This is a genomic window from Kitasatospora sp. McL0602, assembly GCF_052076145.1.
Lineage (GTDB): Bacteria > Actinomycetota > Actinomycetes > Streptomycetales > Streptomycetaceae > Kitasatospora.
The window spans coordinates 2,676,264-2,692,742 of the sequence record NZ_CP197246.1; the positions used below are offsets into that span (position 1 = coordinate 2,676,264).

The following is a 16,479-nucleotide window of genomic DNA, read 5'->3' on the forward strand; positions in this document are numbered from 1 at the left end:
CGTCGCGTACAGAGAGGTATCGACGATGACCACGCAGTACCCCCACCACCTTCCCAGCGCCCTTGAGGTTGCCCCCGAGGCTCCGGACCGGAACCTCGCGCTCGAACTCGTCCGCGTCACCGAGGCGGCGGCCATGGCGGCCGGCCGCTGGGTCGGCCGCGGCGACAAGAACGGCGCCGACGGCGCAGCCGTCAAGGCCATGCGCACCCTCGTCTCGACCGTCTCGATGAACGGCATCGTCGTCATCGGTGAGGGCGAGAAGGACGAAGCCCCGATGCTCTACAACGGCGAGCGGGTCGGCGACGGCACCGGCGCCGAGTGCGACGTCGCCGTCGACCCGGTCGACGGCACCACGCTGACCGCCAAGGGCATGGCCAACGCCGTCGCGGTGCTGGCCGTCGCCGACCGCGGCACGATGTTCGACCCGAGCGCCGTCTTCTACATGGACAAGCTCGTGGCGGGCCCCGAGGCCGCCGAGTTCGTCGACATCACCGCTCCCCCGGCCGTCAACATCCGCCGCGTCGCCAAGGCCAAGGGCAGCGCCGTCGAGGACGTCACCGTGATGATCCTCGACCGCCCCCGGCACGCGAACCTCGTCCGCGAGGTCCGCGAGGCCGGTGCCCGGATCAAGTTCATCACCGACGGCGACGTGGCCGGCGCCATCATGACCGCCCGTGAGGGCACCGGCGTCGACCTGCTGCTCGGTGTCGGCGGCACCCCCGAGGGCATCATCGCGGCCTGCGCGATGAAGTGCATGGGCGGCGTGATCCAGGGCCGCCTGTGGCCCAAGGACGAGGCCGAGAAGCGGAAGGCGCTGGACGCCGGCCACGACCTCGACCGGGTGCTCACCACCAACGACCTGGTCAGCGGCGAGAACGTGTTCTTCGTCGCCACCGGCATCACCGACGGCGAGCTGCTGCGCGGTGTCCACTACCGCCAGGAGACCGCCACCACCAGCTCGCTGGTGATGCGCTCCAAGAGCGGCACCATCCGCGAGGTCCACGCCACGCACCGGCTGTCCAAGCTCCGGGCGTACAGCGCGATCGACTTCGACCGCGCCAACTAGCAGCAGCGGGCACCACGAGGGGCGCGGGGAACTGCACGAAGTCGGAAGGCAACAGCACCGTGCCTTCCGCCTCGCGCAGTTCCCCGCGCCCCTCCGGTTTCGCCGGTCGTGCAGCTCGCAGGCGCTGGTTTCAGCCCGCTATGCGGCGTGGTGCGGTGACGCGCAGCTCGGACTCGCGGCGGCGGCGCCGGGCCAGCACCACCCGGCGTTCGGCGGCCGTCAGCCCGCCCCAGACGCCGTACGGCTCCGGCTGGGCGAGTGCGTGCTCCCTGCACTCCAGCAGCACCGGGCAGCGTGCGCAGACCTGCTTCGCCTGCTCCTCGCGGGCCAGCCGGGCGGCGGTCGGCTCCTTCGAGGGGGCGAAGAACAGCCCTGCCTCGTCGCGGCGGCAGGCCGCGCCGGAGTGCCAGGGGTTGTCGTCCAGGTGGTCGAGCTGCTGCGTCCCGCCGCCCGCCGGGGCGGCGGGCGTGCGCCGGACCGCCACGTTGGCACTACGGGTGCTGGACTCGATCGGATGCAGCACGGCTTACTCCTGACGAGACTCGAGACTCGGGGGAAGGCTCGCATCTGCCCGGCTGCCCCGCGCGCACCCCGCCACGACGCCCGCCGCGGCCTCGGCCGGAGCGGCGTCGGCTGTCCCCGGGGTCACAGCCGTACAAGAAACGATGTGCGTCAGGAACTACCCCGCCGTATCCCGATTCATGCACACCGCACGCAACTGACTACGGAGTGCACTCGCGCCGGAGTCAAGTGCCCACCGGGCAGTTGACGGATGACCAGCGGCTCTTCGTCACTTCCGCAGTCACTCCCGGGTCACTCCCCGAGCTGCTTGCGCACCCACTCCTTGAGCTTCTTGCCCCGGCGCGGCTTTGCCTCGCACCCGCCGAAGACCGCCATGCCCTTGATCCGCACCACCGGGGCGTACGGGTCGGCGGAGGTCTGCTCCTTGACGTCGAAGCCGCCGAAGATCCCCACGCCCGAGCCCTGGAGGCTGACGTTCTCCGGGACCTTGATGTCGACGCCACCGAACACCGCCGTCACCTCGATCACCACCTCGGGGGACTCGAAGACCGCGTCCGAGAGGTCGATCTCCACCCCGCCGAAGATCGCCACCGCCTTCAGGTGCGAACCCACCCGCCAGCGGCCCTTCCGGCTCGCGCCGCCGAAGATCGCCAGCATCGACGGCGACTCGCTGCGGGCCGGGGGCAGCGGCGCGGGCCCGGCGAGCGGTGCCTTCGCCATCGAGATCGGCCGGTGCGCGGGCAGGTCCCGGGTCAGCGGCGCAAGTTCGCCGAGCGTCCGGGCGCCGTACGCGGCCTCGATCCGCTCGGAGTGCTCCTCGACCGTGAGCCGGCCCTCCGCGTAGGCGTCGCGGAGCAGCTCCGCGATGCGCTCGCGGTCGGCGTCGGAGGCCCGGAGATCGGCCTCGGCCACCGGAGCCGTCTCGGGCCTCGCGACCGGCACCGGCTCGGGTGTCGGCGCGGGCTTGGTCATCGGTACGGGCGGCTGGCTCTGGTCGTCCTGCGACGGCGTGTTCTCCACGTCACAAGACTAGCCACCGAGCCCCTTCCCGAACTGCCGTTCGGCACTGTTGCGCGTGACCCCGGTCACGAAGGCCCACCTGTACGCCTGCGGCCGTCGGGCGCCGCCTACCCTTGAGGGTGCTTCGTCGACGCAGCCGGATCAGTTAAGGACCTCCCCATGGCTCCCACGCCAGAGTTCGCGTACTCCGACCTTCTTCCCCTCGGGGCCGACCCGACCCCGTACCGGAAGCTGACCTCCGAGGGTGTCAGCACCTTCGAGGCCGGGGGCCGCACCTTCCTCCAGGTCGAGCCGGAGGCTCTGCGGCTGCTCACCGCCGAGGCGATGCACGACATCTCGCACTACCTGCGCCCCGCGCACCTGGCCCAGCTGCGGCGCATCCTGGACGACCCGGAGGCCAGCCCGAACGACCGCTTCGTCGCGCTGGACCTGCTGAAGAACGTCAACATCTCGGCCGGTGGCATCCTGCCGATGTGCCAGGACACCGGCACCGCGATCGTGATGGGCAAGCGCGGGCAGAACGTGCTCACCGAGGGCTCGGACGAGTCGGCGATCGCGCGCGGCGTCTTCGACGCCTACACCAAGCTCAACCTGCGGTACTCGCAGATGGCGCCGGTGACGATGTGGGACGAGAAGAACACCGGCAACAACCTGCCGGCGCAGATCGAGCTCTACGCGACCGACGGTGGCGCGTACAAGTTCCTCTTCATGGCCAAGGGTGGCGGTTCGGCCAACAAGTCGTACCTGTACCAGGAGACCAAGGCGATCCTCAACGAGGCGTCGATGCTCAACTTCCTGGAGCAGAAGATCCGTTCGCTGGGCACGGCGGCCTGCCCGCCCTACCACCTGGCGATCGTGGTCGGCGGCACCAGCGCCGAGTTCGCGCTGAAGACCGCCAAGTACGCCTCCGCGCACTACCTGGACGAGCTGCCGACCAGCGGCGACGCCGCCACCGGCCACGGCTTCCGTGACCTGGAGCTGGAGGCCAAGGTCACCGAGCTGACCCAGAAGATCGGCATCGGCGCGCAGTTCGGCGGCAAGTACTTCTGCCACGACGTCCGCGTCATCCGCCTGCCGCGCCACGGCGCCTCGCTGCCCGTCGCGATGGCCGTCTCCTGCTCGGCCGACCGGCAGGCGCTCGGCAAGATCACCGCCGAGGGCGTCTTCCTGGAGCAGCTGGAGACCGACCCGGCGAAGTACCTGCCGGAGACGACGGACGAGCACCTGAACGATGCCCGCGGCGAAGCCGTCGATGATCACTTTGTCCGGATCGACCTCGACCAGCCGATGGCGGAGATCCGGGCGCAGCTCGCCAAGTACCCGGTGAAGACCCGGCTCTCGCTCAGCGGCACGCTGGTCGTCGCGCGCGACATCGCGCACGCCAAGATCAAGGAGCGGCTGGATGCGGGCGAGGGCATGCCCCAGTACATGAAGGACCACCCGGTCTACTACGCCGGCCCGGCCAAGACCCCTGCGGGCTACGCCTCCGGCTCCTTCGGCCCGACCACGGCCGGGCGGATGGACTCCTACGTCGACCAGTTCCAGGCGGCCGGTGGCTCGATGGTGATGCTCGCCAAGGGCAACCGCTCCAAGCAGGTCACCAAGGCCTGCGCCGAGCACGGCGGCTTCTACCTCGGCTCGATCGGCGGCCCGGCGGCCCGGCTCGCGCAGGACTGCATCAAGAAGGTCGAGGTGCTGGAGTACGCCGAGCTGGGCATGGAGGCGGTCTGGCGGATCGAGGTCGAGGACTTCCCCGCGTTCATCGTCGTGGACGACAAGGGCAACGACTTCTTCGCCGAGGTCACCGACGGCCCGCTGATCACCAACCTCCGCGTCCGCTCGGCGGAGTAACACCGACCCGGAACGGCGAACGCCCCGTACCACCGGGTGGTGGTGCGGGGCGTGCAGCGGTGAGCGGTGGTAATCCGCGGTTCACGGCCGGAGCTACGGCAGGCTGGTGGTGAGGCCGGTCGGCTCGTGGGGGCCCGTGCCCGGCCTCGACGCCGCCGGGGCGGAGACCGGGGCGACCGGCGCTGCGGGCGTCCGGGAGCCCTCCGCGTCCTCGGGGTTCTCGTTCGCGACGTGGGTCAGCATGTCGATGATCGACTGGCTGTCACCACCGGAGAGGGTCTGCTCGACCGGCGCTACCACGGCCGGAGCCTGGACCGGGGCCTGAGGCGTCGTCGGCGCCGTGGTCGTGGGCTGGTTTTCGGCCATGAAAATGGGCCGCCTTTCGGGTTGTCAGAATATCTTCGTGCCCCACTGGACCGACCGGGGCGCCGGGGACAGTATCGTAGGCACCGATAAATGTCCTATAAACGTCCCGCCGCCTGTCCTCTTCTCCAACGTTTGCGCGCTTCCGCTTAGGCTGGCGCGTCGCGGCGGATCATCGAGCGTCGCGCTCGGGAAGCATCACCACAGGCCATCGGGGGATCTTATGGAGCTTCGGGAAACGCCGCACTCTTCTGCGCTGCGCTTCCAGGTGCTCGGACCGGTCCAGGCATGGCGGGGAGAGCAGGCGCTCTCGCTCGGCTCCCCGCAACAACAGGCGGTGCTCACCGCCCTCCTTCTGCACCACGGCAGGCCGGTGACGACGCAGGACCTGGTCGACGGCCTCTGGGGCGACCGCCCGCCGCCGCAGGCCGTAGCGGCGCTGCGGACGTACGTCTCCCGGCTGCGCACCGTCATCGAGCCGAACCGCGAGGTGCGGGCACCGGCCGAGCTGCTGGTGTCGGTCAGTGACGGCTACGCGCTGCGGGTGCCCGCCGAGGCGCTCGACCTCTCGGTCTTCGACCGCACCTCCGCCGAGGCCGCGACCGCGCGGAGCGCCGGTGACGCCCAGGAATCCCACCGGTTGTTGGTCTCCGCCCTCTCGCTGTGGAGCGGACGCCCGCTCGCCGGCATCCCCGGGCCCTATGCCGAGGCCCAGCGGCTGCGGCTGTCCGAGCGTCAGGTCACCGTCTGGGAGGAACGCTGCACGACCGCCCTGGACATCGGCCTGCACGCCGAGGTGGTCGCCGAGCTGAGCACCCTCGCCGCCGAGCACCCGCTGCGCGAGCGCATCCGCGAACTGCTGATGCTCGCGCTCTACCGCTGCGGCCGCCAGGCCGAGTCGCTGGGTGTCTACGCGGACACCCGGCGGCTGCTGATCGACGAGCTGGGCGTGGAGCCGGGCAGCGCCCTGGCCTCCATGCACTCCCGCATTCTCGCGGCCGATCCGACCCTGATCCCCGCCCCCGCACTGCCTCAGTCCGGCGCTGACCGGGAGCCCGCGCCCCCGTTCACTCCCCCCGCGCAACTTCCCGCCGACGTGTCCGATTTCAGCGGTCGCGCGACACTTGTCGCTGAACTCCGGGATGTCCTCGGGAATGCGTCCGGGCAGGCCGTGGTGGTTACTTCACTGGCCGGGATCGGGGGGGTCGGTAAAACCACACTTGCCGTGCATGTCGCACACAGTGTCCGCTCGGAATTCCCCGATGGGCAGTTGTACGTGGACCTGCGAGGTGCGGGTGCCTCACCCGCCGATCCGGCCGTCGTACTCGGTGACTTCCTGCACGCGCTCGGCGCCACCGAGACCCCCGACTCCCTGGAGCAGCGAGCCGCTCTCTACCGTTCGCTGCTGGCCAACCGCCGGATGCTGATCCTGCTCGACAACGCCCAGGACGTGAACCAGCTGACCCCGCTCATCCCGGGGGTCTCCGGCTGCGCGGTGCTCGTCACCAGCCGCTCCCGGCTGGCCGGCATCCCCGGGGGTCACCTGGTCGACGTCGAGGAGCTGACCCCGGCGGAGGCGCTGGCGCTCTTCTCGGCCATCGTCGGGGAGCAGCGCGTCGCCGCCGAGCGCGAGGCGGCGCTCGCCGTGGTGACGGCCTGTGGCTTCCTCCCGCTCGCCGTCCGGATCGCCGCCGCCCGGCTGGCCAGCCGTCCGCGCTGGAGCGTCTCCGATCTGGCCCGTCGGTTAGCGGACCAGCGGCGTCGGCTCGCCGAGCTGCAGCTGGGCAACCTCGCGGTCGAGACCACGATCGGGCTCGGCTACGGCCAGCTCAGCGCGGACGAGGCACGGGCCTTCCGGCTGCTCTCCCTGGTGGACTCCCCCGATCTGCCGCTCAGTGCGGTGACGGCACTGCTCGGCCTCGAGGAGGACCGGGCGGAGGCGCTCGCCGAGGCCCTGGTCGAGGCCAACATGCTGGAGTGCTTCACTCCCGGCCGCTACCGGTACCACGACCTGCTCCGGCTCTACGCGCAGCACCGGAACGAGAAGCTCAAGGACACCGCCGAACAGGACGCCGCCCGGCTGCGGCTGCTGGAGCTGCTGCTCGCGACCACGGGGAACGCCGCTCGGGCGATCGAACCCGACGACCTGCCGCTGGAACCGCTGAACGACCTCCGCGTCGCCGGGCTCCCGCTGGCCACCAGTCAGACCGCCCAGGACTGGCTGCGGACGGAGACGGCGCTGCTGCTGAGCACGGTCGAGTCCGCCGCCGACGGCTCCTCGGAGCTGGCCCGGCCCGCGGTCGACCTGCTGATCGTGCTGAACACCATGGTCGAGGACCCGACCCACGGTGCCCGCATCCGGCAGATCCTCCAGCACGCCGAGGCCAACTTCCGCTCCCGCGAGGACCGGCCGGCGCTCGCCCGGGTCCAGTTCACGTTCGGCTTCCTGCAGTACGTGACCAGCGACTTCCAGGGCGCCGAGGTGTCGCTGCGGGAGAGTCTCAACCTTCAGGACCCGACCGGCAGCAGGCTGCTGCGCGGCACCGTGACCAACCTGCTGGGCATGATGCTGTACCTCGGGGACCGGGCGGCCGAGGGCCTGCCGTTCTTCGAGGAGGCCCTGTCGATCAGCCGCACCCTCGGCAACCCCGGCAGCGAGGCCCGGCTGCTCGGCAACATCGCCCGCGTCCAGCTCAGCATCGGCAATCCCGAAGCGGCGGTGGCGGCGGTGCACCAGGCGGTCGCGACGGCGCGCGCCTCGGACAACGCGCCGTGCCTCGCCGACACCGTGTACCAGCTGGGCGTCGTACTCTCCTCGACCGGATCACCGGCCGGCGCGGCCACCCACCTGCGGGAGGCTCGCGAGCTGTACCAGGCGCAGCAGAACCGCCTGCGCGAGGCGTACACCCTCGCCCGGCTCTCGGCCTGCCTGCTGAGCGACGGTCAGCAGTCGGAGGCCGCCGAGGCGGCCGACGAGTCGTTGGCGCTCGCCCAGGAGCTGGACGCCGCGTACTGCCAGGGGCTCGCGAACGCCGCCCTGGGTGAGGCCCTCCTGGAGCTCGGCCAGCCCGCGCGCGGACTGGCCTGTCTCCAGGAGGCTCACGTGATCCTCACCCGACTCGGTGTGCCCGAGGCCCTCCCCGTTCAGGACCTCATCGACCAGCAGCACACCGAGTCCCTCGTACCCCCCGCGCCGTAAACCCGTCCCCCGACAGGTCCCCCGTTGCGTCGAACGCCCCCGCAGCCCCCCGGCTGCGGGAACGTTCTTGACGCTTCCCCGGCGCTGAAGCAACTGTGACAGGGCCCGATTGACGTTCGATAAACGCCGCGCAATCTGGCGTCTGCGCAGGTCAGCAGGGGTGTGAGTGCGCCACCCCGGCGCGCCATCCGGCGTGTACGGCCGTTTCCACCACCCTTGGGCACCCCCGAGCACTCCCGCGTTCCCGGCCATATTCGTCCGGGTCGGCACGAGTTGACCGGAAAGGACCCCCACGGCGAAGTGATCACGCCTATTCTCGGAGGCCAGCGCCGGTGCACGGGAGTGCGGCACGGGCGGTACGGACGGAACAGGGACGCGGGGAGCGTGGCGGACCGCAGCAGGAGGTGGGTCGGCGGCCGGACGGCCACCCGGCACCGCTGACCTGCGGCCAGGGTGGAAGGTGCCTCTCAATCGTGACGACCGGACAGATATCCGATCCTGCTCGGGGCCACGGGCCCGTCACCGCGGACGCCTACCTCTGCCGCCGCCGCGCGGAGCGCGCCCTCCAGGCGGTCGCCTTCGACACCATCGGTGACCGCTACAGCGAGGTCTTCCCCGCCAAGGCCGGACAACTGGCCTGCGGGGAGTGGCTGCTGCGCGAGCTGGAGCCGGGCGCACGGGTGCTCGACATCGGCTGCGGCACCGGCGACCCGACGATCCGTCAGCTCGGCGCGGGCGGGCTGCGCGTCACCGGGGTCGACCTCTCCGACGGCATGCTGCAGCTGGCCCGGCGCACCGCGCCCGAGGCCGCCGCGTACCACCGGATGGACATGTACGACCTCTTCACCCCGCGCGCCGAACGAGCCTGGGGGGCACCTGAGTTGGGGCCGCAGGGGGCCGGCGGGTTCGCCGCCGCGACGGCCTTCTTCTCGCTCATCCTGCTGCCGCAGGGCGAGATCTCGATCGTGCTCGGGCGGGTGCGCCAACTGCTGCGCCCCGGCGGCCTGCTGGCGCTCGGCATGGTCGAGGCGGATCTCGACCACGCCTCGCTGCCCTTCCTCGGCCACGAGATACGGATCAGCGGATACCTCCGGGAGGAACTGCACCAGACGCTCTCCAGGGCCGGGTACACCGTCGAGGCCGCCTCCGGCCACCCGTACGCCCCCGCCAGCACCACCCTCCCCCCGGAGGAGCAGCTCTTCGTGTGCTGTCGACGGACGGACTGACCACCCACCGGCCACCTCGACTCCCCCCGACCTCCCAGAACGGGAAGCCCGTGCGCGACCCCCGCAACCCGCAGACCGGGCAGCCGCCCGCCGTACCGGCCCAGCGCCGACCACCGCCGGCGACCCCTGCCCCGCAGGCGCCCCGGACGGCCGAGCGGTTGGCGGTCCTGGACAGCGCCTCCCGCCGGATCAACAGCTCTCTCGACCTCGCGGCCACCCTGCGCAACCTCGGCAAGGTGCTGGTGCCGGCCCTCGCCGACGCCGCCGTCGTGCACCTGCGCGAACCGCTGCCCAACATCGAACGCGACCCGGGCCACCCGACCGCCCTGCGGCTGCACCACTCCCACGGCACCAAGCTCGGCCACCGCACCCGCACCCGCGCCGTCCGCCCCGGCGGCGCGCTCGCCCAGGCCCTCGGCCAGCAGCTGCCCGCCGGCCCGGTGGTGCTCGGCACCCCCTCGGCAGCCCGGCTCCGCCCACTGCTGGAGGAGTTGTACGGCGCCCGCGCGCTGGGCCGGCTCGCCACCGGGACGGCGCTTCTCGCGCTGCCGCTACGCGGCCGCAAGGCCGTACTCGGGCTGCTGGTGCTGATCCGCCGTCCGGGAAAGGCGGCCACCGACGCCGCCACCGCCACCGACGCCGCTGTCACGCCGTTCGGGCGGCCGCCCGCCACCGCCCGGCCCTCCGCCTTCGAGCTGACCTCGGCCTTCGACCTGGCCTCCGCCTTCGACGCGACCGACAGCGCCACCGCCGCCCACCTGGCGACCAAGGCCGGGCTCGCCGTCGACACCGCACTGCGCTACTCCCGCGAGCGGGAGATCGCCGACCAGCTCCAGCGCAGCATGCTGCCGACCCACCTCCCGCAGCGGCACGGCGTACGGCTCGCCCACCGCTACCTGCCCAGCGAGAGCGGCGCCCAGGTCGGCGGCGACTGGTACGACTCCGTACCGCTGCCCGGCAACCGCGTCGCCCTGATCGTCGGCGACGTGATGGGCCACTCCCTCACCTCCGCCGCCATCATGGGCCAGCTGCGGACCAGCGCCCAGACCCTCGCCGCCCTCGACCTGCCCCCGCACGAGGTGCTCTACCACCTCGACGAACAGGCCCAACGCCTGGGACGGGAACAGCACTTGGCGACCTGCGTGTACGCGGTCTACGACCCGATCGCCAACCGGGTGGTGATCGCCAACGCCGGACACGTACCGCCCGTACTCGTCCAGCCGGACGGCCGCACCGAACTGCTCGACCTGCCCCCGGGCGCCCCGATCGGCGTCGGCGGCGTCGACTTCACCTCCACCGAACTGCCCGCACCGCCGGGCTCCGCCCTGCTGCTCTTCACCGACGGCCTGGTCGAATCCCGGCGGCGCTCGCTCACCACCGGGCTCGAACTGCTGCGCAGCCGGATCAGCACCGCCCACCGGCACTCGCCCGAGCACCTCTGCCAGGAGGCCCTGCGGGTCCTCCCGCCCGGCGACCGGGCCGACGACATCGCGCTGCTGGCCGCCGCCTTCGACGGCATCCCGGCCGAGGACGTCGCGTACTGGTACCTCCAGCCCCGGCACGAGACACCCGGCCGGGCCCGCCGCCTCGCCGGGCACGCGCTGCGCCGCTGGGGCCTCGAACCGCTCGCCGAGAACACCGAGTTGATGGTGAGCGAGCTGGTCACCAACGCCATCCAGCACGCCACCCGGCCGGTGACGCTGCGGCTGGTGCGGACCTCGGTGCTGCGGTGCGAGGTGGGCGACGACAGCGCGCTGCTGCCGCGCACACGGCGGGCCGGGCCGGAGGACGAGCGGGGGCGGGGGTTGCAGATAGTGGCCCGCTGCGCGGAGCGCTGGGGCGCGACGCGGCTCGGCGCCGGCAAGGTGGTCTGGTTCGAGCAGCGGCTGCCGTAGGGCCGGCCCCCAGGTGCGCGGGGGTCAGCGCCCCAGCAAGTCGGCTGCTGCGTAGGCGCGTTCACCGAGGACGGCTCGGGCCAGGGGTGGGGTGTGGGTGAGGCGGAGGACGGCGCGCAGGACGTCGGCCTGCCAGAGGCTGTCCAGGGCTTCGGCGATCTCCAGGGCTCCGGGGTGGTCGCCGGTGGTGTGGCGGGTGTGCCACTCGTCGAGCATGGCGCGGATGACGGTGAAGGCCAGGCGGCGGGCGCGGACCAGCTCGGCGCGGTCGTTGAGGGCGAAGACCTCGATGGTGGCGCGGCCCTTGGGGGTGAGTGCCTGGTAGGAACCGGAGGAGAGGTAGAGCTGGAGGTGGTCGGCCGGGTCCTCCCGGGCGGGGTCGATGAGCAGGTGGGCGCCGGTGACCGGGTCGCAGGGGAACTGGTCGCGCTTGCGGTTGCTGTTGCAGAAGGCGCAGGCGAGCAGGTGGTTGTGCCAGTCGAAGGTGCGCAGCGGTGCGCGGGCGATCGGCTCGAAGTGGTCGATGTCGGTGCCGAGGTTGTCGCCGCAGTACATGCAGCGGGCCAGGCCGGGGGCCATCCGGTGCAGCAACTGCCGTAGCCGGGCCTTGGGTTCGCGGGCGGTGCGCCAGGCCGCCCGGCCGGTGGCGGTGGTCGGCCCGGCCCGCCGGACGGCCTCGGTGCGACGGGCCAGGTCGTCCGCCAACTGCGGTTGCAGCGGCAGGCGTTGGACGGGGATCATCGCTCCCCCGACAGCCGGTCGCGGAACTCCTCCACCCGGGCGGTGAGCGAGCTGTTGAGCTTGGCCCCGAGCACCTCGTACTCGGCGATCTCGGAGCTGGTGGCCTGACCGGCGTAGAGCTTGCGTTCGAGGTCGATGAGCAGCCGCCGCTCGGCCTCCGCCTGCGGGGAGTAGGCGCTGGGCAGGCCGAAGAGTTCGGAGAGCGCGGCGTCGTCGCCGCTGCCGTAGACGATGCGCTGGTGCAGCTCCTCGTCCAGCACGCGCGGCGGCGCGGCCTCGGTGGGCCCGGCCAGCCGGACCAGGCCGCCGGGGTCGGCGGACTGGCAGATATAGGGGCTGTGGGTGGCGACGATGAACTGGACGTTGGGGAAGTGCGCGACGAGCCAGTCGCCGAGCCGCTGCTGCCAGCCGAGGTGGAGGTGCGCCTCGGCGTCGTCGATCAGGACGACGCCGGCGATCGGGGCGACCGGGGTGGTGTCCGGGCCGCCGACGATCAGCTCCTCGTCCGGTTCGAACTGCCGGGCCTGCCGGAGGAGTCCGACGACCAGGGAGACGACGGCCGCGCAGCCGCTGCCGAGGGCGCCGAGCGGGTGTTCGGCGCCGTCCAGTTCGACCCGGAGGCCGCCCGTGTCGGCCCGGGTGGCGCGGTAGCCGTCGGGGAGCAGGCCGTCGTCCAGCAGCGCGAGCGCCTCACGCGGCAGGTCGGCGCAGTCGCCGGGCTCGGTGCCCCGGGCCGGGCCGAAGCTCGCGCAGAAGCCGTCCGTCTCGCCGACCTGCCGGGCGACTGCCTCCAGCAGGGTGGTCTTGCCCGATCCGTTCGGCCCGGCGAGGACCGTCCAGCCGGAGTGGGTGCCGTCGGGGCGGGTCAGGTCGAGGTCGACCGCCCGCTCGCCCCGGAAGCACGTGCTGTTGTCGATCCTGATCCTGGAGACGTACATGCCCACCCTCTTCGCACGCCGACTGCGTCCAGGTTAGGTACCCGTTTTCGGGTCACTCCACGATTCGGACCGGAAGTTCGGCGAGTGCTTCGCGGAGCGAGGCGGCGAAGCGGTCGTACTCCTCGGTGCGGGCGGAGCCGGGCCGGGTGGCGAGGCCGATCCGGCGGCCGGGGGCGGGGTCGGCGAAGTGGACGGTGGCGAGGCGGTCGGTGCGCCCGGCCTCGACCTCCAGCGCGGTGGCGGGGAGCAGCGTGACGCCGAGGCCGCCGGCGACGAGCTGGACGAGGGTGGAGAGCCCGGCGGCGCGGGTGGAGCCGCCGGGCGGCTCGGCGCCGACCTCTCGGCAGATGTCGAGGGTCTGGTCGCGGAGGCAGTGGCCCTCTTCGAGCAGCAGCACGTCGAGGTCGAGCAGCACGTCCCGGGGGACGTCGGTGCGCCAGGCGAGTTCGTGCTCGGGCGGAGTGACGAGCACAAAGTCCTCGTCGAAGAGCGGGATGTCCCGGGTGGGCGAGCTGCCTCCGGCCGGGAGCGCGAGCAGCAGGACGTCCAGCCGCCCGGCGGCGAGGCCCTCCAGCAGCGAGGGCGTCCGCTCCTCGTGGACGTGCAGCTCCAGCTCGGGGTAGCTGCCGCGGACCAGCCGGAGCACGGCGGGCAGCAGGTAGGGCGCGACGGTGGGGATGACGCCGAGGTGGAGCGGCCCGGTGAAGGGGCGCCGGGCGGCCTCGACCTCCTCGGTGAGGTCGTGCAGCGAGGCGAGCACGCGGCGCGCGTGTGCGGCTACGCGCTCCCCCAGTGGGGTGATGATGACGCGGCGCGTCGTACGCTCGACGAGCTGCGCGCCGAGCGTCTCCTCCAGGGCAGCCACCGCACCCGAGAGGGCGGGCTGGCTGGTACCGATGGCGGCGGCGGCGTCCCGGAAGTGCCGGTGTTCGGCGACAGCCGTGAATGCCCGGAGCTGGGCGACGGTCGGGGTGCGGGGGCTTCGGGGCCTGCCGGGGGTGGTGCTGGACGTACTGATAGCTATCTCCGATCAGATGTATCGAGTCTAACTATTTCCCCGATCAGTCCGGACTGTGTCACTGTGGATCACGTCCAGATACTGCCGAACCATAGGCAATCCGGACATAATCCCTCATCTTCCTAACCCAGGAGACGTGAACGTGCTCACGATCGGTGACAAGTTCCCCGAGTTCGAACTCAACGCCTGTGTCGACCTCGACGCCGCGAACGCGTTCGCCGAGATCAACCACAAGTCCTACGAGGGCAAGTGGAAGATCGTCTTCTTCTGGCCGATGGACTTCACGTTCGTCTGCCCCACCGAGATCGCCGCGTTCGGCAAGCTGAACGAGGAGTTCGCCGACCGCGACGCGCAGATCCTCGGCGTCTCCGGCGACAGCGAGTTCGTGCACCACGCCTGGCGCAAGGACCACAAGGACCTCCGCGACCTGCCCTTCCCGATGCTGGCCGACGTCAAGCACGACCTGATGCGCGCCTGTGGCGTCGAGGCCGCCGACGGCACCGCCCAGCGCGCCGTCTTCATCGTGGACCCGAACAACGAGATCCAGTTCGTCATGGTGACCGCCGGTTCCGTCGGCCGTAACCCCAAGGAGGTACTGCGGGTGCTCGACGCCCTGCAGACCGACGAGCTGTGCCCCTGCAACTGGAACAAGGGCGACGAGACCCTCGACGCCGAGCAGCTGCTGGCCGGCTGACCGATGGCACTCGACGAGCTGAAGTCGGCCCTCCCCGACTACGCGAAGGACCTCAAGCTCAACCTGAGCGCGGTGATCGGCAACTCCGACCTCCCCGCCCAGCAGCTCTGGGGCACCGTGCTCGCCTGCGCCATGGCGACCCGCTCGCCGGCGGTGCTGCGTGAGCTGGAGCCCGAGGCCAAGGCGAACCTGAAGCCGGAGGCGTACACCGCCGCCAAGGGCGCCGCGGCGATCATGGGGATGAACAACGTCTACTACCGGACCACGCATCTGCTCTCCGACAAGGAGTACAGCACCATGCGGGCCGGTCTGCGGATGAACATCATCGGCACCCCGGGCGTCGAGAAGGCCGACTTCGAGCTGTGGTGCTTCGCGGTCTCCGCGATCAACGGCTGCGGCCAGTGCCTGGACTCCCACGAGGGTGTCCTGCGCAAGGCGGGCGTCGACCGCGAGGTCATCCAGGCGTCGGTGAAGATCGCCGCCATCCTTCAGGCTGTCGCCTCGGTGCTCGACGCCGAGGCAGCGCTCGCCTGACACATCCGGTCAGCCCACAGGGGCGCGGGGAACTGCTCGATCAACTGAGCAGTTCCCCGCGCCCCTGTCGTGGTTAGCCGGGGTGCGTAAGGCGCGCCGCCTCGAGGGCGTCGAAGACCTCCTGGCCCGCTGCGTTGCGGCGCCGCAGGTGCGAGACGACGGTGTTGGTGACGGCGATCAGCGGGACGGCGACGATCGCGCCGGCGATGCCGCCGACGATCGACCCGGCCGCGACGCCGAGGACGACCCCGAGCGGGTGGACCCGGACGGCACGGCCGAGGATCAGTGGCTGGAGCAGGTGACCCTCGATCTGCTGGACGGCGACCAGGATCACCAGCACCATCAGCGCCGTGAACGGCCCCTGCGTCACGATGGCGATCAGCACCGCTATCGTGCCGGTCACGAGTGCGCCGACCAGCGGCACGAAGGCCCCGAGGAAGATGATCACGGCCAGCGGCAGCGCGAGCTGGACTCCCAGCAGCTGGATGCCGACGCCGATGCAGAGCGCGTCGATGAAGGCCACGCAGACCGTGCCCCGGACGTACGCCGTGAGCGTCGCCCAGGCCTTCGGCCCTGCGCCCGCCATCGCGTAGCGGGACTGCCGGGGCAGCGCACGCAGCACCCAGCTCCAGATCCTGGCCCCGTCGTAGAGCAGGAAGTACGTCGTGAAGGCCGCCAGCAGGAGGCCGGTGAGCACCTCGATCGCGATCGTCACCCCGGTGAAGCCCGCCGAGGTGATCTGTTCCGAGTTGGTGCCGACGGCCGTCGAGATCTGCTTGGCGAACTCGGTGATCTGCTGCTGCGTCAGGTGCAGCGGCCCGGTGGTCAGCCAGTCGCGCAGCTTGTTGACGCCGTCCTGCACCTTGTCCGCGACCGAGCTGATCTTGGTGGTCACCTGCCAGACCACGAACCAGCCCACGCCGAAGATGCCCGCCAGCCCGCTCAGGAACGTCCCGGCGGCGGCCAGCCAGCGCGGCACTCCGCGCCGCCGCAGCCAGGAGACCGTCGGCTCCAGCAGCGCCGAGACCAGCAGCGCCGCCAGCACCGCGAAGGCGACCAGCCGCAGCATGTCGACCACCCGGAAGAGCAGGTAGAGCGCTCCGGCCAGCAGCAGCAGCCGCCAGGTCGACTCGGCGGCCACCCGCAGGCTCCACGGCACCGCCTCCGCCGGGTTGGCCGGCCGGCCCGGCCGGTGGTGGTCCCTGCCGTACGAGGCGGACGGCACCCAGCCCGGCTCCACGGCCGGTCCGTGCGGCAGCGCCGCCGGCGCCTCGTGCTTCGCGTCGACGCTCTCGCGCACCGGCTCGACCTCCTCCTGCCCGGCCGCCCGGCGCCGGTGCTCGATCGTGGCCAGTGTCCTGGTCGCCAGCACCCCGGCCCAGGACAGCACACGTCCTGCTCGCATCCCCGAC

The 16,479-nt window shown here is 71.8% G+C and carries 14 protein-coding genes; 7 read left to right on the top strand and 7 right to left on the bottom strand.

Translation table 11 applies throughout. The annotated features are described in order from the left end of the window. Nucleotides 1-25 precede the first annotated feature (25 nt). Nucleotides 26-1,066 (top strand): class II fructose-bisphosphatase, encoded by a 1,041-nt coding sequence (gene glpX, locus ACR68M_RS12030; protein ID WP_441250455.1) that lies wholly within the window; start codon nt 26-28, stop codon nt 1,064-1,066. A gap of 130 nt (nt 1,067-1,196) precedes the next feature. Here glpX and ACR68M_RS12035 read toward each other — a convergent pair whose 3' ends face one another. Beyond that, nucleotides 1,197-1,589, bottom strand: a complete 393-nt coding sequence (locus tag ACR68M_RS12035) for a WhiB family transcriptional regulator (protein ID WP_441250456.1) — start codon at nt 1,587-1,589, stop codon at nt 1,197-1,199. A gap of 290 nt (nt 1,590-1,879) precedes the next feature. Continuing rightward, nucleotides 1,880-2,560, bottom strand: a complete 681-nt coding sequence (locus ACR68M_RS12040; protein ID WP_441251588.1) for a DUF1707 SHOCT-like domain-containing protein — start codon at nt 2,558-2,560, stop codon at nt 1,880-1,882. Nucleotides 2,561-2,767: 207 nt separating this feature from the next. On the opposite strand from ACR68M_RS12040, the gene ACR68M_RS12045 reads away from it, so the two are divergent. After that, a complete protein-coding gene (locus ACR68M_RS12045; RefSeq protein WP_441250457.1) occupies nt 2,768-4,459 on the top strand; it encodes a fumarate hydratase in 1,692 nt (563 codons plus the stop codon). Between the two features lie 93 nt (nt 4,460-4,552). Here the strand turns inward: ACR68M_RS12045 and ACR68M_RS12050 are convergent, their stop codons facing one another. Next, nucleotides 4,553-4,825, bottom strand: coding sequence for a hypothetical protein (locus ACR68M_RS12050; RefSeq protein WP_441250458.1), 273 nt, complete (start codon nt 4,823-4,825; stop codon nt 4,553-4,555). Between the two features lie 220 nt (nt 4,826-5,045). Here ACR68M_RS12050 and ACR68M_RS12055 point away from each other — a divergent pair, with 220 nt between their 5' ends. The 3 genes from ACR68M_RS12055 (at nt 5,046) to ACR68M_RS12065 (ending at nt 11,142) form a co-directional block, all read left to right on the top strand. Further along, nucleotides 5,046-8,021 carry an AfsR/SARP family transcriptional regulator gene (locus tag ACR68M_RS12055; protein ID WP_441250459.1) on the top strand — a complete coding sequence of 992 codons (2,976 nt, stop codon included), beginning with the start codon at nt 5,046-5,048 and terminating at the stop codon, nt 8,019-8,021. A 587-nt stretch (nt 8,022-8,608) separates the two neighbouring features. Next, nucleotides 8,609-9,247, top strand: coding sequence for a class I SAM-dependent methyltransferase (locus tag ACR68M_RS12060; protein ID WP_441251589.1), 639 nt, complete (start codon nt 8,609-8,611; stop codon nt 9,245-9,247). A 50-nt stretch (nt 9,248-9,297) separates the two neighbouring features. Next, the gene (locus ACR68M_RS12065; protein WP_441250460.1) at nt 9,298-11,142 is read left to right on the top strand and encodes a SpoIIE family protein phosphatase; all 1,845 of its coding nucleotides are present in this window, start codon (nt 9,298-9,300) and stop codon (nt 11,140-11,142) included. A gap of 24 nt (nt 11,143-11,166) precedes the next feature. Here the strand turns inward: ACR68M_RS12065 and ACR68M_RS12070 are convergent, their stop codons facing one another. From ACR68M_RS12070 to ACR68M_RS12080, 3 genes are read right to left on the bottom strand one after another with little or no spacing between them, the layout of a single operon-like run. After that, complete coding sequence (locus ACR68M_RS12070) at nt 11,167-11,883, bottom strand: hypothetical protein (RefSeq protein ID WP_441250461.1); 717 nt, start codon at nt 11,881-11,883, stop codon at nt 11,167-11,169. Then, the gene (locus ACR68M_RS12075; protein WP_441250462.1) at nt 11,880-12,821 is read right to left on the bottom strand and encodes an AAA family ATPase; all 942 of its coding nucleotides are present in this window, start codon (nt 12,819-12,821) and stop codon (nt 11,880-11,882) included. Before ACR68M_RS12075 ends, ACR68M_RS12070 begins: the two co-directional genes overlap by 4 nt. A gap of 52 nt (nt 12,822-12,873) precedes the next feature. Further along, complete coding sequence (locus ACR68M_RS12080; RefSeq protein WP_441251590.1) at nt 12,874-13,839, bottom strand: LysR substrate-binding domain-containing protein; 966 nt, start codon at nt 13,837-13,839, stop codon at nt 12,874-12,876. A gap of 142 nt (nt 13,840-13,981) precedes the next feature. On the opposite strand from ACR68M_RS12080, the gene ACR68M_RS12085 reads away from it, so the two are divergent. Beyond that, nucleotides 13,982-14,533: a peroxiredoxin gene (locus ACR68M_RS12085; RefSeq protein WP_441251591.1), complete on the top strand. Its 552-nt coding sequence runs from the start codon at nt 13,982-13,984 to the stop codon at nt 14,531-14,533. Nucleotides 14,534-14,536: 3 nt separating this feature from the next. After that, nucleotides 14,537-15,067 carry an alkyl hydroperoxide reductase gene (locus ACR68M_RS12090; RefSeq protein WP_441250463.1) on the top strand — a complete coding sequence of 177 codons (531 nt, stop codon included), beginning with the start codon at nt 14,537-14,539 and terminating at the stop codon, nt 15,065-15,067. Between the two features lie 73 nt (nt 15,068-15,140). On the opposite strand, the gene ACR68M_RS12095 is transcribed toward ACR68M_RS12090, so the two are convergent. Continuing rightward, nucleotides 15,141-16,472 (bottom strand): AI-2E family transporter, encoded by a 1,332-nt coding sequence (locus tag ACR68M_RS12095; RefSeq protein ID WP_441250464.1) that lies wholly within the window; start codon nt 16,470-16,472, stop codon nt 15,141-15,143. Between the last annotated feature and the right edge of the window lie 7 nt (nt 16,473-16,479).